At 36.5% G+C, this 25,601-nt stretch carries 25 protein-coding genes and 1 pseudogene; 10 read left to right on the forward strand and 16 right to left on the reverse strand.

All coding sequences use genetic code 11. The annotated features are described in order from the left end of the window. The gene (locus AB2Q86_RS11930; RefSeq protein ID WP_012580855.1) at positions 1-657 is read right to left on the reverse strand and encodes a DNA alkylation repair protein; all 657 of its coding nucleotides are present in this window, start codon (positions 655-657) and stop codon (positions 1-3) included. Then, positions 654-1,538, reverse strand: a complete 885-nt coding sequence (locus tag AB2Q86_RS11935) for an aldo/keto reductase (protein ID WP_003737326.1) — start codon at positions 1,536-1,538, stop codon at positions 654-656. The genes AB2Q86_RS11930 and AB2Q86_RS11935 overlap by 4 nt, the downstream gene beginning before the upstream one ends. A 386-nt stretch (positions 1,539-1,924) precedes the next feature. Here AB2Q86_RS11935 and AB2Q86_RS11940 point away from each other — a divergent pair, with 386 nt between their 5' ends. The 5 genes from AB2Q86_RS11940 to AB2Q86_RS11960 all read left to right on the forward strand — a co-directional run bounded on the left by AB2Q86_RS11940 (position 1,925) and on the right by AB2Q86_RS11960 (position 7,151). Continuing rightward, a complete protein-coding gene (locus tag AB2Q86_RS11940; protein WP_003723380.1) occupies positions 1,925-2,545 on the forward strand; it encodes a DUF47 domain-containing protein in 621 nt (206 codons plus the stop codon). A 13-nt stretch (positions 2,546-2,558) separates the two neighbouring features. Beyond that, a complete protein-coding gene (locus tag AB2Q86_RS11945; protein WP_003731870.1) occupies positions 2,559-3,557 on the forward strand; it encodes an inorganic phosphate transporter in 999 nt (332 codons plus the stop codon). A 191-nt stretch (positions 3,558-3,748) separates the two neighbouring features. Then, positions 3,749-5,209 carry an ABC transporter permease subunit gene (locus AB2Q86_RS11950; protein WP_012580854.1) on the forward strand — a complete coding sequence of 487 codons (1,461 nt, stop codon included), beginning with the start codon at positions 3,749-3,751 and terminating at the stop codon, positions 5,207-5,209. Next, positions 5,202-5,927: an amino acid ABC transporter ATP-binding protein gene (locus AB2Q86_RS11955; protein ID WP_003726784.1), complete on the forward strand. Its 726-nt coding sequence runs from the start codon at positions 5,202-5,204 to the stop codon at positions 5,925-5,927. The genes AB2Q86_RS11950 and AB2Q86_RS11955 overlap by 8 nt, the downstream gene beginning before the upstream one ends. Positions 5,928-6,002: 75 nt before the next feature. Further along, complete coding sequence (locus AB2Q86_RS11960; RefSeq protein WP_041176635.1) at positions 6,003-7,151, forward strand: pyridoxal phosphate-dependent aminotransferase; 1,149 nt, start codon at positions 6,003-6,005, stop codon at positions 7,149-7,151. Between the two features lie 41 nt (positions 7,152-7,192). Here the strand turns inward: AB2Q86_RS11960 and AB2Q86_RS11965 are convergent, their stop codons facing one another. Then, positions 7,193-7,822, reverse strand: coding sequence for an HAD family hydrolase (locus AB2Q86_RS11965; protein ID WP_012580852.1), 630 nt, complete (start codon positions 7,820-7,822; stop codon positions 7,193-7,195). A 172-nt stretch (positions 7,823-7,994) separates the two neighbouring features. Between AB2Q86_RS11965 and AB2Q86_RS11970 the strand changes: the two genes are divergently transcribed. Both AB2Q86_RS11970 and AB2Q86_RS11975 read left to right on the forward strand, forming a co-directional pair. Further along, positions 7,995-9,287, forward strand: coding sequence for an NCS2 family permease (locus tag AB2Q86_RS11970; RefSeq protein ID WP_003729951.1), 1,293 nt, complete (start codon positions 7,995-7,997; stop codon positions 9,285-9,287). Between the two features lie 109 nt (positions 9,288-9,396). Beyond that, positions 9,397-9,663, forward strand: coding sequence for a hypothetical protein (locus tag AB2Q86_RS11975; RefSeq protein WP_003737336.1), 267 nt, complete (start codon positions 9,397-9,399; stop codon positions 9,661-9,663). A gap of 41 nt (positions 9,664-9,704) precedes the next feature. Here AB2Q86_RS11975 and AB2Q86_RS11980 read toward each other — a convergent pair whose 3' ends face one another. The 3 genes and pseudogenes from AB2Q86_RS11980 to AB2Q86_RS11990 form a co-directional block, all read right to left on the reverse strand. Continuing rightward, positions 9,705-10,226 carry a type 1 glutamine amidotransferase domain-containing protein gene (locus AB2Q86_RS11980; protein ID WP_003723656.1) on the reverse strand — a complete coding sequence of 174 codons (522 nt, stop codon included), beginning with the start codon at positions 10,224-10,226 and terminating at the stop codon, positions 9,705-9,707. A 163-nt stretch (positions 10,227-10,389) separates the two neighbouring features. After that, positions 10,390-10,688: pseudogene (locus tag AB2Q86_RS11985) on the reverse strand (hypothetical protein). 40 nt (positions 10,689-10,728) lie between these two features. Next, the gene (locus tag AB2Q86_RS11990; RefSeq protein ID WP_012580851.1) at positions 10,729-10,920 is read right to left on the reverse strand and encodes a hypothetical protein; all 192 of its coding nucleotides are present in this window, start codon (positions 10,918-10,920) and stop codon (positions 10,729-10,731) included. Between the two features lie 150 nt (positions 10,921-11,070). Between AB2Q86_RS11990 and AB2Q86_RS11995 the strand changes: the two genes are divergently transcribed. After that, a complete protein-coding gene (locus AB2Q86_RS11995) occupies positions 11,071-11,421 on the forward strand; it encodes a PTS lactose/cellobiose transporter subunit IIA (protein WP_003729956.1) in 351 nt (116 codons plus the stop codon). Here the strand turns inward: AB2Q86_RS11995 and AB2Q86_RS12000 are convergent. From AB2Q86_RS12000 to yjfP, 3 genes are all read right to left on the reverse strand, one after another. Continuing rightward, positions 11,412-12,287: a GNAT family N-acetyltransferase gene (locus AB2Q86_RS12000; RefSeq protein ID WP_012580850.1), complete on the reverse strand. Its 876-nt coding sequence runs from the start codon at positions 12,285-12,287 to the stop codon at positions 11,412-11,414. The two genes, AB2Q86_RS11995 and AB2Q86_RS12000, sit on opposite strands and share 10 nt — an antisense overlap. 79 nt (positions 12,288-12,366) lie before the next feature. Further along, a complete protein-coding gene (locus AB2Q86_RS12005) occupies positions 12,367-12,675 on the reverse strand; it encodes a metal-sulfur cluster assembly factor (protein ID WP_003720638.1) in 309 nt (102 codons plus the stop codon). A 64-nt stretch (positions 12,676-12,739) separates the two neighbouring features. After that, on the reverse strand, positions 12,740-13,492 hold the full coding sequence (gene yjfP, locus AB2Q86_RS12010) for an esterase (RefSeq protein WP_012580849.1): 753 nt from the start codon (positions 13,490-13,492) through the stop codon (positions 12,740-12,742). 118 nt (positions 13,493-13,610) lie between these two features. On the opposite strand from yjfP, the gene AB2Q86_RS12015 reads away from it, so the two are divergent. After that, on the forward strand, positions 13,611-14,456 hold the full coding sequence (locus tag AB2Q86_RS12015) for a Cof-type HAD-IIB family hydrolase (protein ID WP_014598979.1): 846 nt from the start codon (positions 13,611-13,613) through the stop codon (positions 14,454-14,456). Between the two features lie 77 nt (positions 14,457-14,533). Here the strand turns inward: AB2Q86_RS12015 and AB2Q86_RS12020 are convergent, their stop codons facing one another. The 6 genes from AB2Q86_RS12020 to AB2Q86_RS12045 all read right to left on the reverse strand — a co-directional run bounded on the left by AB2Q86_RS12020 (position 14,534) and on the right by AB2Q86_RS12045 (position 24,439). After that, positions 14,534-15,436, reverse strand: coding sequence for a YitT family protein (locus AB2Q86_RS12020; RefSeq protein ID WP_003723662.1), 903 nt, complete (start codon positions 15,434-15,436; stop codon positions 14,534-14,536). 83 nt (positions 15,437-15,519) lie between these two features. Beyond that, the gene (locus AB2Q86_RS12025; RefSeq protein ID WP_012580847.1) at positions 15,520-15,882 is read right to left on the reverse strand and encodes a YisL family protein; all 363 of its coding nucleotides are present in this window, start codon (positions 15,880-15,882) and stop codon (positions 15,520-15,522) included. Between the two features lie 19 nt (positions 15,883-15,901). After that, the gene (locus AB2Q86_RS12030) at positions 15,902-16,750 is read right to left on the reverse strand and encodes a fumarylacetoacetate hydrolase family protein (RefSeq protein ID WP_012580846.1); all 849 of its coding nucleotides are present in this window, start codon (positions 16,748-16,750) and stop codon (positions 15,902-15,904) included. After that, positions 16,751-20,458, reverse strand: coding sequence for a helicase-exonuclease AddAB subunit AddA (gene addA, locus AB2Q86_RS12035; RefSeq protein ID WP_012580845.1), 3,708 nt, complete (start codon positions 20,456-20,458; stop codon positions 16,751-16,753). It lies immediately after the preceding gene. A gap of 1 nt (position 20,459) precedes the next feature. Beyond that, entirely contained in the window at positions 20,460-23,933 is a 3,474-nt protein-coding gene (gene addB, locus AB2Q86_RS12040; protein WP_012580844.1) for a helicase-exonuclease AddAB subunit AddB, read from the reverse strand. A 149-nt stretch (positions 23,934-24,082) separates the two neighbouring features. Next, positions 24,083-24,439 carry an IDEAL domain-containing protein gene (locus AB2Q86_RS12045; protein ID WP_003723667.1) on the reverse strand — a complete coding sequence of 119 codons (357 nt, stop codon included), beginning with the start codon at positions 24,437-24,439 and terminating at the stop codon, positions 24,083-24,085. Between the two features lie 130 nt (positions 24,440-24,569). On the opposite strand from AB2Q86_RS12045, the gene AB2Q86_RS12050 reads away from it, so the two are divergent. Further along, positions 24,570-25,178 (forward strand): competence protein ComK, encoded by a 609-nt coding sequence (locus AB2Q86_RS12050; RefSeq protein WP_003729966.1) that lies wholly within the window; start codon positions 24,570-24,572, stop codon positions 25,176-25,178. Between the two features lie 53 nt (positions 25,179-25,231). Here AB2Q86_RS12050 and AB2Q86_RS12055 read toward each other — a convergent pair whose 3' ends face one another. After that, entirely contained in the window at positions 25,232-25,579 is a 348-nt protein-coding gene (locus AB2Q86_RS12055; protein ID WP_003739618.1) for a helix-turn-helix domain-containing protein, read from the reverse strand. Between the last annotated feature and the right edge of the window lie 22 nt (positions 25,580-25,601).

A 25,601-nucleotide genomic window follows, 5' to 3' on the forward strand; every position in this document is an offset into this window, starting at 1 on the left:
TCACGCCTCCCCGATATGTTTAAGTGCTTCTCTTCGGCTTAACGGTGCAAGCGAGTGACTATTTACAAACTGGCGAACTGCCCCGCTATCGACTTTTGCATATTGTCTGAGCGCCCATCCAATCGCTTTTTGAATAAAGAATTCTTTGGAATCAAGCCATTTTTCACAATTAGAAAAAAGTAAATCTACATCGGTTTTTTCTTTGTACTTCAATTGAAATAAAATCGCCGTTCGAGCGAGCCAAATATTATCTCCGTTGATCCACGCTTCATTATAGGTAGGAATCAACTCAGGATATAGTTTAAAATGATTACTTACTACCGTTCCTGCTAGGCCGTCCACAGTATCCCACCAAGATTTCGTTACAATTAATTGCTCATATACTTTTATCGCCTCACTGGGCTGTTTTTTACCGTAACGACTTAATAAATCAATCGCCACATACTGAAATTCACGCTCTTCTTCAGCAAATAAGGCTATCGTAAATCCAAGTAAATCTTGCGGCGCCCCATTTTCTTTCAAATATTCCGCTACCAATTTTTTTCGTTCACCGGCTCTAATCCCCAAAAAAGTAAATTGATTTTTCATGTAAGCTTCCATTGGCGGAGCATCTGTTAAAGAACGATGCGCACGAAATAACGTTTGAATATCTGTCATTCTGCTGTACCACCTGTTAAATAAGCGCGTTCTCGTTCAATACTACTCAAAAAATACTCCAAATCATCTGGATCCGGCCCAACACGTTTTCCCGTTTCCAGGCGATCAATTTTTTCCATATCACTGGCATCTAATTGGAAATAGGATAACCGTGAATTTTCTTCAATCCGACTAGAAGTAATTGACTTCGGAAAAATAATCGTATTGCGATTTAAATGCCATTGTAAAATAACTTGATCTACAGATGCTTGATGTTTTTTCGCAATTTCTGTAATAACTGGATTTTGCATTAATATCCCTTTTGCAAGCGGCGACCATGCAGCATGCGCAATATTCTGTTCCGCCAAATACTTACGAAGATCATTTTGCGGTAACAGTGGATGCGTTTCCACTTGATTTAAAACTGGTTTTTCATTTGCAGCAACCAATAAATCACTTAAATGATGTTGTTTGAAATTCGCAACCCCAATAGATTTAATTAATTTTTCGTCATGAAGCCGCTCCATCGCTCGCCATGAATCACGGTATTTCCCGGCAACTGGCCAATGAATTAAATACAAATCCAAATAATCCAATTTCAAATTTTGAAGTGTCCGTTCAAAGGCAAATAACGTTTCATCGTAGCCAAGGTCCCCGTTCCACACTTTCGAACTAATAAATAATTCTTCTCGCGAGACCGCACTATCTGCAATCGCTTGCCCAACAATTGCTTCATTATTATAAACTGCCGCCGTATCAAACAATCGATAACCTACTTCGATTGCCTTCTCCACAGCTCCAGCGATAAATTCTTGTTCTGTTACTTGAAATACACCAAGTCCAATATAAGGAATTGTCTCATTCCCCGGTAGTATCATTCTGTCTTGTAAAGTTTTTGTCAAAACGAAACCCTCCTCACGAAAACTGTTTTGTGAACTTTTTCTCTTAAATGAATTATACACTATTTTCGCAAATTTATATTTTAAAACCAGTATACCGAAATGCGCCTTACTCTCCTAATAAAAAGCCACAAAAATTCTACTTTTTTTATTCATTTAATGAAATACCTAAAAACAGCCATTGGAAACGCTGTCAGAACGTTTATTTGCAGAGCCATCAAAAAAAAGTTTCCTATTTATTCCCATCCTATGTTAGTATTAATTTGTGGTAAAGATCTATCAAGTTTTTTATTTGTTTTCGTTAACTTATCGTTAAGAAAAAAGCTCCCTTTTCAAAGTAAAAGCGAGCTGATTATTAATGACCAAAAATGATCGGGGGAATTAAGAAAATGGCTTTTAAAAATAAAAAAGACCGTTTTGCTTCGTTGTTGCATGACATTGCAGTAAATTTACATGAAGGTGCAAATTTCTTTGCAACTTACAACATTAATTCGGTGGAGGATTTACATACTTTCTCGAATAAAATCAAAGAATATGAAACAGCTGGAGACTCCATGGTTCACAAAATGATTATGGAACTAAACGACGCTTTCATTACACCAATCGAACGTGAGGACATGTTAGAACTGACTAACCGCTTAGACGACGTAATGGATGCACTTGATGAAACAGCTTTCTCACTAGAAATCTGCCAAATCACTCATTATGATGAATACATGACTAAATTTATCCAAGCTATTCAAGCAAGCACTGTTGAAATTGAAAAAGCAGTTGACCTTGTTTTTGATAAAAAACTAAAAGACGTTCGTAAACTTGCGATCCAAATTAAAGATTACGAATCTCAATGTGATGATGTTTACCGCGAATCACTAATCCAACTTTTCCAAAACGAAAAAGATCCAATTAAACTAATTCGTCTAAGAGAAGTTTATGAAAAATTAGAAGACATTGCTGATAGTTGTCAAAGCGTTGCGAATACGCTTGAATCAATTGTCATGAAAAATGCGTAAGGGGCCTAGATAGATGGAAGGAATGTTTCTCATCACCCTCGTCATCGTACTTGCCGCGCTAGCATTTGACCTAATCAACGGGTTTCATGATACAGCTAACGCAATTGCGACTAGTGTCTCTACAAAAGCCTTAAAACCACGACATGCGATTATTCTTGCTGCCGTAATGAACTTTGTGGGTGCTATTTCATTCACAGGGGTTGCTAAAACAATTACAAAAGACATTGTTAACCCATTCGACTTAGATCACGGGGAACTTGTTATTTTAGCAGCATTACTTTCAGCTATTGCTTGGAACTTAATCACTTGGTATTTCGGAATTCCTAGTAGTTCCTCCCATGCCTTGATTGGATCCATCGCCGGTGCAGCCATTGCATCAGCCGGATTCGCAGCAATTGAATACAGCGGATTTACTAAAATCATTGTTGGTTTATTAGTATCTCCTGTACTTGCTTTCGTAGTCGGTTACACGATATATTCACTCTTCAAGATTTTCTTGAAGAACTTAAACTTAGCCACGACCAATCGGCGCTTCCGGATGATTCAAGTCGGAACTGCTGCGCTACAATCTTACACACACGGAACTAATGATGCACAAAAATCAATGGGGATTATCACAATGGCATTAATTGCTAGTGGTTTCCAAACAACCGATGATGTGCAATTATGGGTTCAAGTATCCTGTGCGATTGCCATGGCGATTGGTACGAGTATTGGTGGTTGGAAAATCATCAAAACTGTTGGTGGTAAAATCATGAAAATCAAACCAGTTAATGGTGTAGCGGCTGATTTAAGTTCCGTTATCATTATTTTCGGTGCTACTTTCATTCATTTACCAGTTAGTACAACACACGTAATCAGCTCTTCTATCCTTGGTGTTGGAACAGCTCACCGTGTCAAAGGTGTTAAATGGGATACTGCCCAACGTATGATTATTACATGGGTTATCACACTTCCTATTTCAGCAACAATTGCAGCACTTATCTTCTATGTACTAAGATTTATTCTTTAATATCATTTAGAGCCTTGCTAACGCGAGGCTCTTTTTATACATTTTTTTGAATAAAACTAATAAATATAATATAAAACGAGATTATTTTAAAAACTTATTGCATATTTACTCATTTTGATGTATTATAATAAACATCGATAATAACGATTCATTGATTATAAATTACTCAAATACTAAAGGGAGTTGTACTTATGCAGAAGCATTTATTACAAAAGTTTGCAGCAATTTTACTTGTTTTTATAGTTGTATTTTCTGGCTTCACAACTGTGTTCGCCGCTGATACAGAAGATCAAACTTTAGCTAAGATTCAAGAAAAAGGCGTTTTAACGGTCGGTCTTTCCGCTGACTATCCGCCGTATGAATTTCATCAAACAATCGACGGTAAAGATAAAGTCGTTGGTTTTGATGTAAGTATTGCGAAAAAAATTGCCAAAAATTTAAATGTTAAATTAGAGATTAAAGAAATGAATTTTGATAGCTTGCTTGGCTCACTAAAAACTGGCAAGATTGATATGATTATTTCCGGGATGTCACCTACACCCGAACGTCAAAAAGAAGTGGATTTCTCAGATCCATACATGTTCGTTCAGCAACGTGTCGTGATTAGAAAGACAGATAAAGATAAATTTACAAGTGTTAATGATTTTAGTGGCGTGAAAGTTGGTGCCCAAAAACAAACGACACAAGAAGAATTAGCTCAAAACGAACTAGTTGGTTCAGAAGTAGTTTCCCTTCAAAAAGTACCGGACCTTATTCTTAACCTTAAAAGCAACAAAGTAGATGCCGTTGTTTTAGAAGGTCCTGTTGCTGAAGCATATATTAGTCAAGATAAGACACTCGCTATGGCCGATATCAAATTTGCTAATGGTAGCAAAGAAACAGCCATCGCCATGCCAAAAGGTTCTACAGCTTTACAAGAAAAAGTCAACGCTTCTATTAAAGATATACAAGATACCGGCTTACTGAAAAAATACCAAAAAGAAGCCAATAAATTAATGTTCCAAGATGGTAGTTTTTACGAGAAATATGGTAATTACTTTATAACTGGTACATTAATTACTATTGCCCTTGCCGCTATCGGCGTGTTATGCGGTGCCATTCTCGGCTCATTGCTCGCTCTCATGAAACTAGCGAAAACAAGATGGTTACGCTGGCCAGCAGCATGCTATATTGAATTTGTCCGTGGTACGCCACTTCTAATTCAAATTTTCATCGTCTTTTTCGGAACTCAAATTATCGGTATGGACGTATCCGCCTTTGTTTCTGGTTGTATCGCCCTATCGCTCAACAGTGCTGCTTATGTTGCTGAAATTATCCGGGCAGGTATTTCCGCTGTCAATAAAGGTCAAATGGAAGCAGCTCGTTCCCTTGGTATGACACAAGGCGCTAGCATGCGTTACATCATCTTACCGCAAGCCGTGAAAAATATTCTTCCTGCGCTTGGGAATGAATTCGTTACTGTTATTAAAGAATCTTCCATCGTATCCGTTATCGGTGTAACAGAGCTAATGTTTATGACTGGCGTAGTCCAAGGCGCAAGCTTCAAGCCATTTATTCCGCTAATCATTACATCGTTAATTTACTTTGTACTAACATTTAGCTTGTCGAGACTACTAGGTGTTGCTGAAAGGAGAATGAGAACAAGTGATTGATATTAAAAATTTACACAAACATTTTGGCAAATTAGAAGTCTTAAAAGGCATTGACCTTGAAATCGCATCTGGAGAAGTGGTCGTAGTTATCGGCCCTTCCGGAAGCGGAAAAAGTACTTTCCTACGTTGCCTGAACTTATTAGAACAACCAACAACCGGCACGATTCTTTTCGAAAACAAAGACCTAATGGCAAAACAAACAAACGTCAACGAACTTCGTCAAAAAATGGGCATGGTTTTCCAAAACTTCAACTTATTCCCGCATAAAAACGTTCTTGAAAACCTAATGTTAGCGCCTATGAAAGTAAAAAATGAAGATAGTGCAGCTGCGAAAAAACACGCTCTTTCTCTACTCGAAAAAGTCGGTTTAGCTGATAAAGCAACTAGCTACCCTTCCCAGCTTTCAGGTGGACAACAACAACGGGTAGCGATTGCCCGGGCACTTGCAATGAATCCCGACGTAATGTTATTCGATGAACCAACTTCCGCACTTGACCCAGAAATGGTCGGTGAAGTATTAAGCGTGATGAAGTCACTTGCTAAAGAAGGTATGACGATGGTTGTCGTAACGCACGAAATGGGCTTCGCAAGAGAAGTTGCCGACCGTGTTGTCTTCATGGATGCCGGCGTGATTCAAGAACAAGGCACGCCCGAAGAAGTATTCGGAAACCCACAAAACGATCGTACAAAAGACTTTTTAGGAAAAGTATTAGCATAAACATAGATTACGTCTCGCCTATTTCAGGTGAGGCGTTTATCTGCACTTATAGAAAAAAGGAGCTAATTAAACATGATGAATAACTCAAAAATTGCTAAAAAACATCAACAAATGCCTGTGAACATTCTTGCTGATATTGGCACACTTGCCAAAACAATGCCTGATATTCTCGATTTATCCATTGGTGATCCTGATTTAATTACGGATGAATCGATTATTAATGCTGCTTTTGAAGACGTTCGAGCAGGCCATACAAAATATACAGAATCTGGTGGAGATGTAGAACTCATCGATGCCATTCGTGGTTATTTTATCCGTAATTATGATTTGTCTTTTGAACGCAACCAAATCCGCGCTACAGTTGGCGCGCTTCATGGTATGTACCTAACCTTGCAAACCATTCTCGACGACGGCGATGAAGTCATTATTCACGAACCATACTTCTCCCCGTATAAAGATCAAGTGTTAAATTCTGGTGGTACACCAATCATTATTCCAACTTATGAAAAAGACGATTTTGCGATTAATGTCGATATTTTAGAAGCTGCCATTACTGATAAAACAAAAGCTTTAATTTTAAATTCACCTAATAATCCCACCGGTGCTGTTTTTTCACCAGAAACGTTTGAAAAAATTGCCAATCTAGCGAAAAAATATGATTTCTTTATTTTATCGGATGAAGTATATGATGGATTCAGTTTTTATGAAGACTTCGTACCAATGGCCAAATTCGCGCCAGATCACACGATTACATTCGGTAGTATGTCTAAAAACTTCGCAATGACCGGTTGGCGCTTAGGATATATGATTGCCCCTACTTATTTAAACGAAGCTGCAAAGATTATTAATGAAGGAATTACTTATTCAGCCCCTACACCGTCCCAAAGAGCTGCTATTTACGCGTTAAATCATTCTGAGACACTAATTCCTTTAGTAACAGAAACCTTCCAAAAACGCCTAGAATACATCGCAAAACGGGTGGAAGAAATCCCATATCTTTCTTTACATCCACTCAAAGGTTCGATTTACGCCTTTATCAATATTTCTAAAACAAATATGGATTCCGTTTCATTTACAGAATATGTCTTAAAAGAAACGCAAGTCCTCGTCATTCCTGGGCTAGCTTTTGGTGAATCTGGTGATAATTATGTTCGCCTAGCTGCAACCCAAGACATCAGCGTGCTAGAAGAAGCATTTAACCGTCTAGCCAAACTAACCTTTTAACGAAAAGAGCAAACTCGCTTTATTAGCAAGTTTGCTCTTTTTTATTTTAATTTGATTTCTGCAAAAGAAGAAACAACCGTCGCTTCTTTTGGAAAAGTGATGTTTTTTGTGGCTTCATTCGGTACGATATACACTTTTAACCCAGCCTGCATTGCTGATAGCGCACCATTTTTGGAATCTTCTATAGCAATTGCTTCTTCCGGCTTCACACCAAGCGCTTCTACTGCTTGCAAATAAAGTGCCGGATGTGGCTTAATTTCATCCACATGGTCTGCCGTTTGTATCGTCTCAAAATCGGCTAAAATGCCCAGACGATCCAAAGTAGGCTCAATCCAGTCAAATCCCGAACTCGTTGCAAGACCTATTTTATAGTCATTCGCTTTTACTTGTTCAAAAAATTCTTTAAAACCATCACGAAAGCCAAGTGATTGTTGACCAAGATGACAAGCTTCCGCCACGGTAGTTAAAAAAGCTTCTTTATCAAAAGCCCCGTTCGTTGCTTCCATCATATAGCGAATAATTGGTTCTTCACTTGTACCGATAATTTGTTGATAAATTTCATCTGGTAAATCAATATCGTACGTCTCTTTCAAATAGTTCATTGTCTCCGTATACCATAAATTTTCCGTATCAAGCATAGTTCCATCAAAATCAAAAACAACCGCCTTCACATGCATCCTCCTAGTATAAGTGATACTTTCATTGTAACATAGATAAACTATTTAAGAAATCTTCGAAAAAGGGTTGCTTTTTTAGTAAAAAACGAATAATATTGTATTTGTGGTTTTTAATGTTCGTCATTTACCATTAAGCATGATTTTAAAAAAGGAGTGAAACACACGCATGTTTCAATTAAAGGCAAACGGTACAGATGTTAAAACAGAAGTTATCTCTGGTTTTACTACATTCCTAACGATGGTATATATCGTAGTAGTTAACCCCGCAATTCTTTCCGCAGCAGGTGTTCCATTCAACACTGTATTCATGGCAACAATCATTTCAGCAGTTATCGGTACATTATGGATGGCGATTTTCGCTAACTATCCAATCGCGATTGCGCCAGGACTTGGTATGAACGCTTACTTCGTCACAGTAGTTACAACTCAAAAACTAGATTATTCGGTCGCATTCGCTGCGGTCTTTGTAGCAGGTATTATTTTCTTATTACTATCTTTAACACCGCTTCGTGAAAAAATCATTGAAGCTATTCCACATAATTTGAAAGCTGGGATCACAGCTGGTATAGGTTTATTTATCGCTTTCCTCGGTTTCCGTATGACAGGTATTATTGTTTCTAACGATTCTAACTTAGTAGGTTTAGGTGACTTACATTCTAAAGAAGCTATTTTAGCTATTGTTGGTCTTTTAATCACTTTAATCTTGCTTGCTTTAAACGTAAAAGGGGCTTTATTCATCGGAATGATTGCCACTGGTATTATCGCGTTTATCACTGGTGAACTTAAATTCACAGATGGTATTGTCAAACTTCCGCCAATGCCAGAGTTCGTTTTCACTAATCCACTTAACGCTTTTGGAGATGTAATAAGTTACGGGCTCTATGCCGTCGTCTTGTCCTTCTTGCTCATAACGATTTTTGATACAACTGGAACAATGATTGGTGTCGCTAAAAAAGCTGGCTTGATGAAAGGCGAATCACTGCCAAACGCCAAACAAGCTTTAATGGCGGATGCAGTTGCAACAAGTGTTGGTTCGATGTTTGGTACAACGCCAACAAGTGCTTATATCGAATCTTCAGCCGGTGTTGCGACTGGTGGACGTACTGGTCTTACTACACTTACAGTAGCCATCCTCTTCATGGTTTCAGCATTCTTTGCACCACTCGTTGGGGCTGTTTCAGGAATTTCTGCAATCACTGCACCAGCACTTATCATTGTTGGTAGCATGATGATTGGTGCTGTAAAAGAAATCGATTGGGATACATTAGATGAAGCTTTCCCTGCTTTCTTAGTTATTTTAGCTATGCCACTTACTTCAAGCATCGCTATCGGCCTAGCATTCGGCTTCATTTCTTACCCAGTATTAAAAGTATTCACTGGTAAATGGCGCGAACTTAACTGGTTCTTAATCGTTATCGCTGCATTATTCTTCATCCTTGTAGCATTTTTACCACATTAATAAATAGTAGCGCCTATCTGAATACAGGTAGGCGCTTTTTTATTGGACAAATACTGGCTCTTTTGCTATAAAGAAGAGAGAAACTAATTAGAAATGAGTTGAACTTGTCGTGTTTTTAAAATCACTGCTCGCCGGTGTCGCACTTGCTGTTGTTGTTTTCCTAGCAAGTTTTTTGATACCTGATTACACTGTATCCACATTATATTCCATCGTCACAACCATCATTGTCTTTGCATCCATTATTTTATCCGCATTCGTTTCTTTTGGTGGTCGTAGTGGAAACCCTAGTCGAAAAAGCCAATTACGCTGGAGTATCCTGCTTTTAGTTGCAGCAATTCCTAGTTTTATCGGCTTTATCGTTACTTTTTACTTTTAAACTAAAAAGAAGCATTCCCCATTTGAGGAATGCTTCTTTTTTTAATCTTCTAATGCAGAAATGAACGCTGGTAAATATTCTGGAAGGTCTGGTGGGCGACGACTTGAAATAATGTGGCCGTCTGTTACAACAGGCTCATTATGCCAAATAGCTCCCGCATTCGTCATATCATCTTTAATCCCTGGCGTACTTGTTACATTCACGCCTTCTAAAATACCAGCCGAAACAAGCACCCATCCAGCATGGCAAATTTGTCCGATTGGTTTCTTCGCTTTATCAAATGCACGAACCAAATTTAGCACGCTATCAAAACGGCGTAATTTATCTGGGGACCAGCCACCTGGAACTAAAATCCCATCATAATCTTCTGCGCGAACAGAATCAAAATCATAGTCAGAAGTAACAGGAACTCCGTACTTACCGTGATAAACTTTCTTTGCTTCCTCAGCCACTAGATGCACCGAAGCTCCTGCCTCGCGTAATCTAAGCACTGGATACCAAAGTTCTAAATCCTCAAAGTCTTCACTGACAAGTGCAATAACTTTTTTACCTTTTAAAGTCATATAAATCTCCTCCTATCCTCTTCTACAGTATAACAATAACTAGATTGTTATTAAATTATTCCGCCTATAAAAGAAGACAAAAAAAGACGCTCGAAATAAACATTTCCAGCGTTGCCATCATGTTCGGGCGCCTATGCATAACGGGATGAGGCATAGACATGAACTACACGGCCAATGAGATGAATGAAAACAAATAATGATTTTGGTGTCTAAACAGATGTCTGACTAGTTGCCATTCTATTGGAAGATGGATACACCAAAAGTCATTATAACCATGATAGGGTCTTATCCCCATGAAAATCACATTAGTAAAAATGAAACTTTCATCGAGGTAAAACTCTATCCTATAACTTATTTTACTATTGTTCTTGAAAAAAGCAAGTAAATAAATATAGATTTTTTGTGACGAAGTAAAGAAAAACAAGAACAGCCTTACTATTATTATTTTTTTCGTACAAAAATTACCCTATTATAAACAAAAAGGAAACCGCTCTTGGTTCCCTTAACTAAAGATTTCTACAATCATCCATGAAATAATAGCGACTAATGGAATTAAGATCCATACATTATGACCAAGTAAGCTAGAACGAGCAGCTGGTTTGTCTTCGAGCAGTTGAATTCTATCGCGCAAATCATGCACTTCAAGCTCAAGGTCTTGTACTTTATCTTCAAGTTCGTATAAACGTTCTTCCATTTTAATCCCTCCACACCTTTTCTACTGTTTATTATACGCTACGCATCGTGAAACACATCGTTCCATAGGCTGATTTATTGCTAATTTATTGTCATATCGTTCTGGCATTTGCTACAATAAAAGAAAACTATCAACTGTTGGGGTGGAAAAATGGAAATTCAAGTAGAAGAAGCTGTTGTAAAACTCATTTTGCATGGCGGAAACACGCGCAAAGAAGCATATAAAGCCATTGATTATGCAGAAAAATATCAATTCGATGAAGCCGATAAACATTTACAAATCGCGCAAGATCAATTCCGAGAAGGACATATTTGGCAAACAAAATTAGTATCCATTCGTGACTCAGAAACAGTGGCCCATCCTTCATTTTTACTTATTCACGGGCAAGATCACTTAATGACCGCACAAGCAGAATTGCAACTCGCTAAAAGAATTATTGAACAATATAAACATCAACAACGCTTAGAAGAACGACTTACTAAACTTGAAAATCAAGCATGAGATGTAGCTGGGAATAAGAAATAATTCTCACTCGTAAGTATATTCGGGCGCACAAACAACATATCTTCCGTTTCAATAATATGCGCGGCATCGATGTATTTGCTTTTTTCCGGTGTGAAAAGAAGATGAATTGTTTCGATTTTTTTGATAGGTAGATACCTTAGAACTTCCACCACATCTAGTTTTTTCGTACTAAGTATATCTAGCACATATAAATCAGCGTCTTCTTGCTCCATTAATACAATTACATCTAATTCTTCTATATAATAAAGCTCATTTTTCAACGCAATCAATACATAAAACATCAGTAAATCTTCACTTTCTCGAACATCTAAAATATTAGAAAGTGGCGTTTTTTCGGATACAATACGTCTTATTAGCTGAAAATCCGTTTTATTATCGGGATTCAGCTTTTTTAAATTACTAGATTCTCTTTTCAAACTGCAAGCATCTACAGTAAAACTGCTTTCCTCCACACGCTCAAATCCAAATTTTGGGTAAAAATCCAGTACAGTATCATTCGCAAATAGATAAAGAAAATCATACTGGTCTTCGTATTTAGCTATTACATGCTCTAATAATTTCTTAGCAAGCCCCTGCCCCCGATAATCCGGATGCGTCATTACTGTCCCAATCTGCAAGGCGCGGTAATCTTCCCCTTGGTAAATTAGATTCATCTTATTGATAGAGACATTCGCAATCACCTTATTATCATCAATATAAGAATAACAAATATACTTATCATTCCAAAAGCCGTCCCTGTACCATTCTTCAAAATTAATATCAAATGTACTTTCAGCAAGCCTATTAAAACTATCACGATACATTTTATTATTTTTATAATCACTTATCATTTCATAATTCATCGTTCTAATCCTCTATTCCTTCGTATAAAAATAACAGGTACAACGCGAAACACGTCCTACCTGCTCATTTTTATTTAATTTAACGTATTCCAAGCGCTATTTTTGCATAGCGTGACATACGATCTTTAGTCCAAGGTGGATTCCAAACAAGATTTACATTTGTATCCTTCACTTCTGGAATATCACTAAGCGCCATCTGTACTTGCTCAGTCAAAATACCAGCAAGCGGACATCCCATTGTTGTAAGCGTCATTGATACTGTGCAAAGTCCGTCATCATCTAATTCAACATCGTATACAAGCCCAATATTCACAATATCAATTCCAAGTTCTGGATCGATAACTTGTTCTAGTGCGCCCATTAGATTTTCTTTCAGTTGCTCATCCATGAAGCATATGCCTCCTTTTTGCCATTTTGTACATTTATTGTATCATATATGAGAATGATTTTCATTATAAGAATTTCTCAAAAAAGCTAACCCCTTGTAGCATTCCTTCAACGGAAACTTTGTGTTTTGCATTATCATCAATGATAAATTGCACATTATCTGCCAAGCTTTCTTCTACTAATGTTTGGTATAACTTTTCGCTGTACGCAAAAGGTACCACATCGTCTTTTTTGCCATGCCAAAGTAACAATGGTCGGTTATTTATTTTGGTGATATTTTGAGTTAAATCATATTTTTGTAGCGCTAAAATCCGTTCATCCACATCATACGGAAAAGTTAACCCTTGCGCCAACGCATATTTGGATAGCTCTTTAGCAAAATCAACATAATAGGCACTTCCCATTAAACTAACGGCTACTTTAATATTTTCATATAGCCCAAGAAGGCCAAGCGAAGTAATAGCTCCCATTGAAACTCCGCCAACACCGATACGATTCGCATCTGTTTTCCCAGCTTTAATTAGCTCATCTGTAATCAGCGGGAACTCCGTAATATTCGTTTCAATCACATCCCAAAAGAATGTAGCCTGGTCTTCCGGATTTGTTCCTTGTAGACGCTCGCCATGTAACTTCGCATCTGGCAAAATCACGCGGAAGCCACGTTGCGCAAGTAAATAGCCATAATGTAAATATAATTCTTTTTGAGATGTAAAGCCATGATAAAAGATAATTGTTGGTAACATTTTATCTGCATTTTCGCTATTACTAATATGTAAAACTGGTATTCCCGCAATTTGTTCATTTTCCACTTGAATCATTGTGAAGCCTCATTTCTATTAGGTTTATTAAGCTATTGTAAAGGTCAGAATCATTTACAAAATGGTGATAAACGTCTATCATTAATGTGTGCCCTTATTTTAGCATGAAGGGGCAGCTTTGAACCAAACATATGAATTAAAGGAGCAAACTATGTCTAAAAAACTAATCGTACTAGACCTTGATGGCACAACACTTAGAGATGATTTAACTATCTCTTCGCATACAAAAAACACTTTAGAAAAGGCGCGCATGGCCGGTCATGAAGTAATGATTGCAACCGGACGCCCATATCGAATTAGCGGTTCTTATTACCATGAACTAGGATTAACAACACCGATTGTAAATTTCAATGGTGCCGTGTATCATCATCCTAGACTCACTACATTTGCGGAAGGTTATCACCATGCCATTGATTTACAAGTTGTTCACGAGTTACTTGATTTTTCCAACGGCTTTTCATTAGATAATATCGCAGCAGAAGTACAAGATAACGTCTTCTTAAAAGAACGAAACAACAGCGTTCCTGAAACATTCCATTTAGGCACTGAAAATATTGTATTCGGAAACATCCGTGATGCGATTAAATCAGATGCTACTTCATTATTGTTTTTTGGAAAAATGGACCAACTCGATTTAATTAGCAAGCACTTGGATGAATCTCTTTCTGGCGTTATTTCTCATCACACATGGGGTGCATCTGCTTGGCCAGCTGTAGAAATTATTAAATTCGGTATTCATAAAGCCATTGGCGTGCAAGCCGCAGCTAAAACACTTGGTTTTGACCGTAAAGATATCATTGCATTTGGAGATGAAACGAATGATTTACAAATGCTTGATTATGCCGGCGTTGGTGTTGCTATGGGAAATGCCGCTGAGTCCGTGAAAAATGTTGCCAATGTGGTAACAGCATCTAACCAAGATGATGGGATCGCAGTCTATTTAGAAGAAAACTTAAACTTATAATAAAAAGCTGCAAGTAATGTCTTACAAAAGTTAGGAATGCTAATTTTTGATTCAAGAGCCATTACTTTGCAGCTTTTTTACATCATTTTATTTTTATACATCGCCATTGCTAATTTTTGATCTGCTTCTGAACGAAAATCACCAAATACGCTTGAGGTCTCCATGACATTAATAAATGCTTTAGAGTCAAACTCGCCAACAATGTGCGTAATATCATATAGTTCATAACGCGTAATCACCATAATAAGCATCGCTACATCTTCTTTTGAATAGCCGCCCATTGCATCAACAACCGTAATTCCACGTACCATATTTTCATGGATCGCTTTAATTACTGTTTCGGAATGTTGTGTCATAATCATCACTGTCAATTTCTGATGTCTTGTATGAATAATATCAATGACTCTACTTTGAACATATAAAGAAATGAGCGTATACAGCGCAAATGTCCAATCATATGCAAAGCCTGCTACAATAATAATAACTCCATTTAAAAGCAAGAAGTATTTTCCGAAAGAACGTCCTGTTTTAATAGTGATATACATTGCTACTATATCTAGCCCACCAGTAGAAATACCGAATTTTAGAGCCAGACCAATACCTACAGATGCGATTAATGCCCCAAAAATGGCATTAAGTAAAATATCATTAGATACTTGTACCTCCGGAATAACAATTAAGAAAAAGGACATAAAAGCAACTGTCAAAAAGCTGAAAACAGTAAATGATTTCCCAACTTTTAACCAACCTAAAATTGCCACTGGAATATTTAATAACAGAACGAGTAGCCCTGTTGAAATAGAAATATTCATTGAATCACGTAACATGTCTGAACCTAGTTGTGCAACCCCATTTAATCCAGCTGCATAAACTTGTGCTGGTATTAAAAAGAAGTTCATGCCTATTGCGTTTAAAAGTGCTGCTATTATTGCAATGGCGGTTTTTTTAGCATACTCTTTATATACTATTTTTGAACTCATTTTCTTCTCTCCTTTTTTGGCCCTAACATAACATACCAACTTTCCAGAGAAAAGAGAAGTCTTTTTCATTATTTTTTTGATTTTTAATTAAATAATGGATATCCGCCTGATAAATAGAAGCCTAATGAGATGGTAATCACTACTACAATAACAAAAATCATCAAAAACATTCCTGTTGGTTTTTGTTGTTTCCTGTAACTAAGTAGCATCTCCACAACGCCAATTACAATGATTCCCATCAGAATCTTAAATATCGCCAGAATCCAGCTTTGCTCTATGCTGTATTTGACCATCATAATTCCACTCAAAATAACCAAAATATAAAAAACTCGATTAATCATTTGTAACATTGTAAAACTTTTTACCGATTTCGAATAAATGAGTAGAGCTGTAACCGTTAGCACAACAATAGCCACCCATGAAATCAAATGAATATAACCCCACATAATACATCCCTCTTTCTTATTAAGATTTTCTTACTTTGTTAGTCAGTGTCCCAATTTTATCAATAGTAATTTCGATAATGTCCCCATCTTGTAGAAAAGTTGGAGGTGTCATACCATTTCCCACACCACTTGGGGTCCCTGTAGCAATTATATCCCCTGGAAGCAGCGTATGCCCTTTGGATAAATCAGAAATAATTCTTGCTAAGCCAAATATAAATTTATCGGTAGAGTCAGACTGTCTTACTTCGCCATTAACCTTGGTTTCAATGTGGAAAACAGGTTCTTTGTTTGCGTTATTTTCCAACACGAATGGACCAATCGGACAACTTGCATCAAGACTTTTCCCTAAATAAAACTGTTTATGTTTTTTCTGAAGATCGCGAGCTGTAATATCATTTAAAATAGTAAATCCAAAGATGGCAGATAAAGCCTCTTGTTCCGATATGTCTCTTACTTTCTCACCAATAATAACAGCAAGTTCTCCCTCATAATCTAATTGGCTCGTTATATTTTGATGTAACTCAATGTTGCCATTATGCGGTAATAGACTATTAGCACTCTTTGTAAATACAAGAATATGCTCTGGGACGTCTTCCTTGCTTCCCATCTCTAGCACATGATTATAATAGTTTTTCCCAATTGCAATAATGTTATTTGGCGGAACAAAAGGTACTTGAATTTCCACTTCGGCTAAATCGATATGCCCGTCAATTCCTGTTAATTCTGGAACAAGCGGTTTTTCTTTAATAAAATCTAAAAGAGTAGCTGGCGGATTCGAAAAAATCGTTCCAGCAGGGATGATTTTATTTTCAGGTGTTAAAATACCATAAGCCAAATCTCCTTCATACAGATAACTCAACCATTTCATTTAAAGACCTTCCTTTGTGTTTATTTGGCATATATGTTGTCCATCGAAGAAATATAAATAAGCTGCAGCGACTTTTTTACCGCTAATCGCTTGAATCGCTTCTGCATAAAGCTTGATTTGAATATGATATCGTTCTTTCATTACTTTTTCAGCAGCGTTCCAATCAGCATATCTTCCTTCTATTTTATCTGTTTTATAATCAATTAAAGTAATCGTTTCTTCCTCTTCTATCATGCTATCCACAACACCTTGAATGAGTACTCGTTCGTCTATATCAACGTTTTCATATAACTCTGACACAGGAAGCAAATAACTAAATGGCACTTCACGTTTTACTAAATCTTTTTTCTGCAGCATTGTTTCCCCTAATGGAGATTCAAAGAAATCTAATATTTGTTTGATATTAATTGCTTTAATTTGCGCATCTGTTAAGATATCTTTTTCTCGCATTGTGCGTAAAAGCTGTTCCAAATCTTCCTTTGTAGGTTTATAATCTAACGAAACTGCTTGCATCAGCGTATGCATTGCCGTACCAATTTCTGTTGCAGAGAGTTTATTTTTTTGTAAAAATTTGGGTCTATCCAGTGATACTTTTTGGAATTCTTTTAACAGTGTAGTATCACTCCAGTTATCTTGCAAAGAAAATTGCCGCTTAAGCTCTGTTACAGACTGTTTAGCACGTATTTCAGTCGCCGCTTCATTTTGGTACTCATACTCCATATATCGCTGAATTTCGTCCTTATATGGGCTTTGAATAGGTACTGGCTGATGTTCTTTTATATTTTCCAGCCAATTATCTGATTCAGCTCTTTCTAGCTCATTAGTTAGAAACATTTCTTTTGTTTTTATTTCAATTTGTAGTTTCATCTCCGTCGCAAGTGTTTGGATCATTTCTTCACACAACAATTCTTTAAAAGCAGAATGCCTAATCGTTGCGTTTCCTATCCAATCCAAATAGCATTTCGCTTTCGCTCTTGTGGCTGCAGGTAAAATAGTTTCTTTTTCTTTTGCGACTTGCAACCAGTTTTTGCTTGTTTTTTCAAAATCCGGTACTGTTGCAACTAAAATCAACTTTTCTTCTGCACGAGTTAGCGCAACATACAACACGCGCATCTCTTCCGCAATCATTTCACGAGATTTCTTTTGCTTTATTGCTTGCTGCATAATTGTTGGGTAAACAATCATTTTCTCAACATCTCGATAACTAGATGCAAAGCCATAATCTTTATCTAACAACGTTTTGCTATAAATATCCCGCATATTAAATTTTCGACTTAGCCCAGAAACAATAACCACAGGAAATTCTAATCCTTTACTCGCATGGATTGTCATCATGCGAACAACATCTTCTTTTTCACCAAGTGTTTTTGCGGTACCTAAATCATCGCCTCGAATTTCTAACCGTTCAACAAAACGGACAAAACGGAACAGACCACGGAAAGATGTTTTTTCATATTGGTTGGCCCGGTCGTATAATGCTCGTAAATTAGCTTGGCGTTGTTTGCCCCCTGGTAAACCACCCACAAATTCATAAAAATTAGTTTCTTGATAGATTTGCCATATCAAAGACGTTAAATTTTCTCGAATGGACAATTCACGCCAATTGTTTAATTGTTGAACAAAATCACTAATTTTATCCGCTGTTTCCGAAACGGTTATGTCTTTATAGGCTAGCAATGCGTCATAGAAATATCCCTTCTTCTTCGCCATGCGAATTTGCCCTAGCTCTTCTTCATTTAAGCCAATTATGGGTGAACGTAAAACCGCAGCAAGTGGAATATCTTGGTAAGGGTTATCTACTACTTTCATAAGTGCAATCATTGTAGCTACTTCTGTTGTTTCAAAATAACCTGAGTTATTATTCGCATAAAAAGGGATATCTTGAACTTTCATTGCTTCTTCCATATCCGGAGCGCTCGTCATCGCCCTTGATAAAATAACGATATCTCTGTATTGAATAGGTCTATTTTGTTTAAGTTTTTTATCATAAATAGGAAACTTATTGTCTATCATTTCTCTGATTTTCATTGCAATCGTACGTGATTCTACTTGATTTTTTTGCAATTCTTGAGGCGATAATTCATCTTCTGTTTCGGTATCCTCAGTCTTCATATCAATTAGTAAAAGTTCCGTTGCCATAGCGTTTGTTTCAGGGGATTTTGCACCTAAAGTCAATTCTGCGGCGGTATCATAATCAATTTCAGCAATGTGTTTATCCATCAATTGACGAAATATAAAATTGGTAGCATCTAAAACTTCTTTCCTACTCCTAAAGTTCTGTGACAAATCAATGCGTATCCCGTTTCCACTACCATCTTGTTGGAATGTTTGGTACTTTGTCATAAATAATGTTGGCTCTGCTAAACGAAAGCGATAGATGGACTGTTTCACATCTCCAACCATGAATAGATTCCCCTGCGCTTCACTGGGGTTCGTTACAAGGCGCAGAATAGTTTCTTGCACCATATTGGTATCTTGATACTCATCGATTAATACTTCTTTAAATTGTTTTTGATAATTTTGAGCAACTTCTGAAGCTTTATCACCATTTAATAAAATTTTTAATGCTAAATGTTCTAAATCGTTAAAGTCTAATACCCCTCTTTGTTGTTTTTCTTCAAAGAAATTTGCAGCAAATTTTTTGACCAACTCACTCAAAGTTTGAATATCTGGTTTCATTTTTTCTAAGTCAGATAAGTAATTTACTTCTTCCCTCGAAAACCAGTCAGTTGCGATATTTTTCATTTCTTTTTTAGCTGCATCTCGAAATTTCTTCGCTTCCTCCACATATACTTCGTCGTAATCACTTTTATTTTTAAGTGTCGGAATACGCTTGAAATCTATGTTTTCAATAGATGTTTTCAGATGTGTCCAGCTACTCCAGTTCAACTCTGACAATGCTTGAATTTGGACCAGATCATTTTCTAGTGTAGCTAAATAAGGTGCTGGGCCGTTATTTTCATTTGCATAATCTATTGCGTTTAGTAAATAGTTTTTTGCTTGATTTACTCTTAATTCAATATCTTCTTTAATAATTGGAAAATAAGGTAACTCTGTAATCGAAGTAATCTCTTCTGTATTATAAAAGTTCACCATTGCTTCTAACCAAGCGTTTGGATCTGGGTTGGCTCTTGAGAAATCATATAGCTTAGATATTAATGAGTGCAATTCTGCATCCGAACGATCCCCTGTAAAAGATTCTACCAAATGAAAAAAAGCTTCATTATTTTCAATACCATATTCTTGTTCCAGCAATCCTTCTAAAACCTCATCGCGAATCATACTACTTTCAATTGGCTCAATTAAGCGAAAACTCGGATCAATATCTGCCTCAAAATAGTATTTTCGAATAATTTCTAAACAAAAAGAATGGAGAGTTGAAATAGAAGCATAGTTAAGTAATGCTACTTGTCTTTTTAGATGGGCTGAATCTGGATTTTGTCCCAGAGCTTCTTCCAGTCCTTTTCCTATTCTAAACTTCATTTCAGCAGCTGAAGCATTCGTAAAAGTTACAATTAGTAACTCGTCTACATTTAAGTTTGCTGACTCATCTATTAACTTTTTAATGATTCTAGTGACTAGGACAGCTGTTTTTCCAGAACCAGCAGCAGCAGCAACAAGTACATTATTGCCTTTAGCTTGAATGGCTTTCCATTGGTCGTCTGTCCATAATGACTCTTCTGGTTTTGGCGGTATATTTAAACTCATGCTACTGCGTCCCTCCTTCCATATCCATTTTTGTTAAAATTGTCTCTGCTTTCTCATTAGCTAAATGTCTATATTGATTACTTGTTAAAGATGGATCAAATCCGCAAAATGAACGGAAACTGCAAAATTGGCAAGGCGTTCTTTCTTTTAGTTTATATGGATTAATAGAAACTGCTCCATCAAGTATTTTATTCCCAGCTTCTTGGTATTTATGACGGACAAATTGTCGCATTTTATCAAATTCCGCTCTTGTCGCAGTTCTTGATCTCGCACTCAACTCCCCATTTTGTTTTATTTCTGCCGGAATAATAGTGGATGCTTTTCCTTTTTCAAGGGTCGTATCCATTAATGAAACGGCCACGGGATCGGATAAAATCAATCCTTTCATTTTGGAGCTTTTTTGTAATTCTTTTGCGATAGCCTCATCACTTAACTCTTTCTCTGCTTGTACATATTGATTGTGCATATGGAAATATAGCACCCCAGCTGGTTCGGCAGTTTTGCCAATCATTTTTTGTGCATTTGTTACTACAATATCCAGGTAGGTAAGCATTTGAAGCGCTAAACCATAATAGACTTCTGTGAGCGCCAAATCATGCGAACTTGATTTATAATCTATAATGCGTAGGAACGTTCGATCATCTTGTTCTGCCATATCAATTCTATCAATTCGCCCCTGTAAAAGGAGTTCACTATCTGATTGAAGAGGTATTTTTAATGGCGGAATATCTCCTTTCAAACCAAAATCAACTTCTAACCCAACAGGACGAAACGCACTGCTTTTTGCTTGTTCATTTAAAACAGTTGTTGCCCTCGTTATGATTTGGAGTAATTTGTACTGAATATATTCCATTCTTTTAGAGCTAAGCAAAATTTCATGCTGGATTTTAGGAGCTAGAAATGTCATTGCAAGTTTCGCCATTTGCTTACATTCTTCTTCTGTTAAATTGCCCCAATCCAGATTATTTCTTTTTAATTCTGCTGAGATCCATTCCATCGCTCCATGGAAAATCTCTCCCATATCAACGGCTTGCAACTGAAAATGCCCTCGCTCTTCTAATTTCAAGCCATATTGAGCGTAATGTTGGAACTCACAACTGAAAAATTTCTCCATTCTTGAAACACTTGCATGAATAGTTTCTCCAAATAAGTTTTTAGCAGTTGTTTCTTGTAATGGTTTTGTTTTATTTTCATAATATAGACTTGATAACACTTGTTTAGCCATTATTGATTCTTTTTCATTTTCAAAGTAACTATTGTAGGCATCCCACCATACACTAGACAGCGTGTACCCTCGTTTATACATTTGTAATTGGCTTGTCAACAATCCTAATGTTGCTTGCTTAGAACGAATATAACTACTTTGTTCAGCATCACTTAATAAGCTCGGGTCTGTTAAATAAACTGATTCATTTAGTTCATTAAACTGTCCTTTTATTTTCCTTAAATAATTGGATTCGCTTAATACTTTTCCTTCTTCGTCAGCGGCAGGATAACTAAGAAATAATTTGTCACTAGGAAGACTTATTATTTTATATGCTAATAAGTCTTCTTCACCAATATTATTTTTAGCAGATGGTTTCAATTTACTGTCTTCAGCACGCAATGCATCTCTATCCTGATCCGAAAAAATCCCTTTATCCTTTTGACGTAGCGGCATAACACCGTCATTCATCCCAATAGCAAAAATCACTTTCATATCTAGCAATTTCGCATTCTCCATATCAGATAAAACTACTTGGTCTAAGGAAGGTGGTAAAAGCGAAAACTCAAGTGCATCAAGACCCGTTCCAATAATTTCAGTAAAACTATCTAAGTCTAACGTTTCCTCTCCTAAAACTTCTACAAATTCATCCAAAAGCGCGGAAATGGAGCTCCAAGCTTGTTCATGTTCTCGTGCAAGTTCTAAATAGCCTTGCTCTTCCGCTCTTTGTCTCCATGACTCCAAGCGTTCTACAGCATTTACTTGCTCCAAATAATGATAAAGAGCTAAAGCAAACTCCATCCCTGTTTTTGCCTTCCTTAGATTTAATTCTAAAGTAGCAAGTGGATTCACTATAAGACTCCTCATCTCATTAATGATAGATTGCATATGAATCTCCTCATCTGTTTGAGGCAATACATTGGTGGATAGTCCGCGGATTTTCCGGTAAACCCAATCTCCTTCTTTTTCCCATTTCCATTTATTTTGAATACCATTTTCTAATACATAGTTTTCAAGAATATCTGCTTTACGTCTGTTAAGGCTTGATTTTTCGGTAATATCAAAGAAAAACTCTGTCTTAACTGCTTGAAAGATTGGTTCGTACTTCCAGTTAAATAGAATAGCATCTAAGCTAGAACGAATGAACTCGATAAACGGGTGTTTAGCCATAGCTCTCTTTTTATCAATAAAGGTAGGAATGTTATATGCTTCCATCACCGTTTCACATAAAACGTCATAATCTCCGAGATTTCTTGTCAAAATAGCTATATCGCGGTATCTATATCCATTTAATACTAGTTGACGAATCTCACGAGCAATCCCTTCTATTTCTGCACGTCTGTTATTCGCTTGGTGGATTTTTAAATTTTGAGGTTCGTTTTTGAAAGACATAAATTTGTTATGCCCCCAGGTATTAGCTAAAAAAGCTAGTGATTCTGTTTTTGCTCGCTTATTCTCTAAGAAGAACTTGTTTTCCTCGACTTGAGTGCCATTTAATTTAGCCAACTCTAATAGAGCATAATACGCTTCTGTACTTGCTTTGAACATACTATATTCATCTAGTCCATGCTGAATTTCAGGAACATTAAGCGTCAAAGAAACCGTTACTTTATCACATTTCCGCATTAATTCTCCAATGACTGTCAGCTCTTGTTTTGAGAAGGAAGTAAAACCATCAATGACGATTTCAGTCCGATTTAAATAATCGCTATCGGCAATTTTTTCTGCAAGCAATCTCAAATAGTCTTCATTTTCAAGGAATTTATCCGCTAATAATTCCTCATACTTTTGATAGATTAGCGAGATATCATGCACTTTATTATTCACACTTGTAGACAGATTCGTAGCGCTCTGAACCATGTCTTCAATGGAAACCTCTTCTTGTTTCATTTCTTTAAATAAATTCGCTAACTCTGAATAAAAACCCTTTCTTGAAGTAGCTCTTGAAAAGATTTTTAATTTATCTTTTTGATCAAGGGCTGCTTTTCTGATAACCATTTCTATACCTGTCTGACTTAAGAAAGTTTTAGATAATCCACCTGTTTCTTGAAGAATTTTCCATGCTAAACGGCTAAAACTAAATATTTGTGTTCCAAGCATACCTGCTAAATTTTCCTTGTTTAAAAAGCTTGTCTCCATCTGAAACGTCATTTGATCTGGGACAATAAAGATATACGTTTTAGAATTTTGTTTAATTTTCTCTCCAACCTCATCCATTAAATGAGTTGTTTTGCCTGTTCCTGATCTACCTGCAATTATTTGAAGTGTCATACTCTCACCACCGAACATATGTTTTTATTTAGTTTACCATATTTGAGCAATCTGTCCAGAACTTTTTTCGAGGCATTTTTTGCTTGAAAATTTATAAAACAGCTCAAAAAAACTAAGATAGCTCTTACTATCTTAGTTTTTCATATATTCTACTCAAAAGCTAGCATTTCCTGTTGAATTTTATTCATTTTTTCTGTGAGTTTCATAAATTCCGCTTTGTTCCTATTATCGAGAGCTTTATCAATTTCAGCTCTAAGTTGTTCTAATTTTCTCTCTTCTAGGAGCATCGTCAGGAAGCATTCGATAAAAACGTTTGTTAATTCTTTTTCACCCTTAAGGACACCCACCTGATTCATCAACGAATTAGAAAAATCACGCATTTCCACGACTACCACTCCTTCACTCATATTTATTACAATCTTGAAAAATTGTAATATGCCAAGAAAAAACAGAAAACAGCTTGAAAATACAACTTTACTAATATCTAATGACTTGCAAATTACCATGTGCTATAATGACAAAAAATAACTCTTAACTAACTTCGATGCTTAGTCGTTACTTAGAATTTTTGCTTATGAGGCAATAACTCTAGGTTTCTTCTTAGACATAAATACAAACATAGAGGAGTTGAATGAAATGAAAAAAGAACAAATCAGTACTCAGTTTTATGAAGTAAACCCGCACACAATGATTATTTTTCCAAAAAAATCTGGAAGTATAGTCTATTCAGAAATTTATGAAGTTGATTCTCATTATACTTCTAAATTTACCCCGTTTGAACTAATTAAAACCAGCTGTAACTTTTTCGGATCAAGCTATGAGGGACGCAAAGAGGGAACCAAACACTTAATTGGTGTTACCCATAAGCCACCTATCATTATTGACCCAGTCACTTCCACTTATGTATTCCCAACTGTAGCACCAAGTTCAACTGATTGTATTTGGATTTTCCCACAACATATTAAAGATTATCATGCAATCGGATTTAATCACACTTTAATTACATTTTCTAATATGGAAACTTTTGAAATTGATATGTCTTTAGCATCTTTTAATAATCAGATTGCTAGAACCTCCATGTTACATATGAAATTTTCTCAAAAAATGCGTATGATGGAGAGTAATTTCCCTTCAATGAATATGTTTTTCCCGCCAACTACACTTGCCGCAGAATCTAGACGTTATTACAATACTATGCTTCCAAATAACGAAGATCCTAAAGACCCTCAAGATTCTGATCAGTAATTAAAACTAAATAAAAGCCAGCTACCTATCGCGTAGCTGGCTCTCCTTTAAAATTATTTTTTATTCTCAATCGCATCTGCAATTCGTTTTAACATCAATAACTCATCTTCTGAGTATGTATAAGGTAATTCTAAATACCATTTCTCAAGTTCAGGATTCCCAATCAAAGGGAAGGCGTTTACTGAATTCTTTTCTCGCAAACCAGCTACATCATCTAATAAGAAGTCCGTTGTCGTCCCAAGAATCTCTGCTAATTTGGCCAAAATAAAAATTGGCGGTCGGTGGTTATCATTTTCATATTTGCTTATTGTGGATGCAGTTGTCCCGATTTTTGCAGCCAATTGCTTTTGCGTTAACCTATTTTTCTTTCGTAAATGAATTAATTTTTCTCCAAATTCCAATACGCCCACCTCGCTTCACTTC

Source organism: Listeria monocytogenes, from assembly GCF_041765605.1.
GTDB classification, from domain to species: Bacteria; Bacillota; Bacilli; order Lactobacillales; family Listeriaceae; genus Listeria; species Listeria monocytogenes_D.

Bases quoted from the DNA above. Each gene is read 5' to 3' on its own strand.
- AB2Q86_RS11930 (WP_012580855.1), bottom strand. From the start codon at position 657: ATGACAGATATTCAAACGTTATTTCGTGCGCATCGTTCTTTAACAGAT.
- AB2Q86_RS12005 (WP_003720638.1), bottom strand. From the start codon at position 12,675: ATGGATGAGCAACTGAAAGAAAATCTAATGGGCGCACTAGAACAAGTT.
- yjfP (WP_012580849.1), bottom strand. From the start codon at position 13,492: ATGATTCAAGTGGAAAATGAACAAATTGCGGGAATACCAGTTTTACAT.
- addA (WP_012580845.1), bottom strand. From the start codon at position 20,458: ATGAGTTTAAATATACCGCCAAAACCAGAAGAGTCATTATGGACAGAC.
- AB2Q86_RS11940 (WP_003723380.1), top strand. From the start codon at position 1,925: ATGGCTTTTAAAAATAAAAAAGACCGTTTTGCTTCGTTGTTGCATGAC.
- AB2Q86_RS12020 (WP_003723662.1), bottom strand. From the start codon at position 15,436: ATGAGTTCAAAAATAGTATATAAAGAGTATGCTAAAAAAACCGCCATT.
- AB2Q86_RS11995 (WP_003729956.1), top strand. From the start codon at position 11,071: ATGGAAATTCAAGTAGAAGAAGCTGTTGTAAAACTCATTTTGCATGGC.
- AB2Q86_RS11960 (WP_041176635.1), top strand. From the start codon at position 6,003: ATGAATAACTCAAAAATTGCTAAAAAACATCAACAAATGCCTGTGAAC.
- AB2Q86_RS11945 (WP_003731870.1), top strand. From the start codon at position 2,559: ATGGAAGGAATGTTTCTCATCACCCTCGTCATCGTACTTGCCGCGCTA.
- AB2Q86_RS11950 (WP_012580854.1), top strand. From the start codon at position 3,749: ATGCAGAAGCATTTATTACAAAAGTTTGCAGCAATTTTACTTGTTTTT.
- AB2Q86_RS12030 (WP_012580846.1), bottom strand. From the start codon at position 16,750: ATGAAATGGTTGAGTTATCTGTATGAAGGAGATTTGGCTTATGGTATT.
- AB2Q86_RS12050 (WP_003729966.1), top strand. From the start codon at position 24,570: ATGAAAAAAGAACAAATCAGTACTCAGTTTTATGAAGTAAACCCGCAC.
- AB2Q86_RS11990 (WP_012580851.1), bottom strand. From the start codon at position 10,920: ATGGAAGAACGTTTATACGAACTTGAAGATAAAGTACAAGACCTTGAG.
- AB2Q86_RS12000 (WP_012580850.1), bottom strand. From the start codon at position 12,287: ATGAATTATGAAATGATAAGTGATTATAAAAATAATAAAATGTATCGT.
- addB (WP_012580844.1), bottom strand. From the start codon at position 23,933: ATGACACTTCAAATAATTGCAGGTAGATCAGGAACAGGCAAAACAACT.
- AB2Q86_RS12045 (WP_003723667.1), bottom strand. From the start codon at position 24,439: ATGGTAATTTGCAAGTCATTAGATATTAGTAAAGTTGTATTTTCAAGC.
- AB2Q86_RS11970 (WP_003729951.1), top strand. From the start codon at position 7,995: ATGTTTCAATTAAAGGCAAACGGTACAGATGTTAAAACAGAAGTTATC.
- AB2Q86_RS11980 (WP_003723656.1), bottom strand. From the start codon at position 10,226: ATGACTTTAAAAGGTAAAAAAGTTATTGCACTTGTCAGTGAAGACTTT.
- AB2Q86_RS12025 (WP_012580847.1), bottom strand. From the start codon at position 15,882: ATGTGGGGTTATATTCATTTGATTTCATGGGTGGCTATTGTTGTGCTA.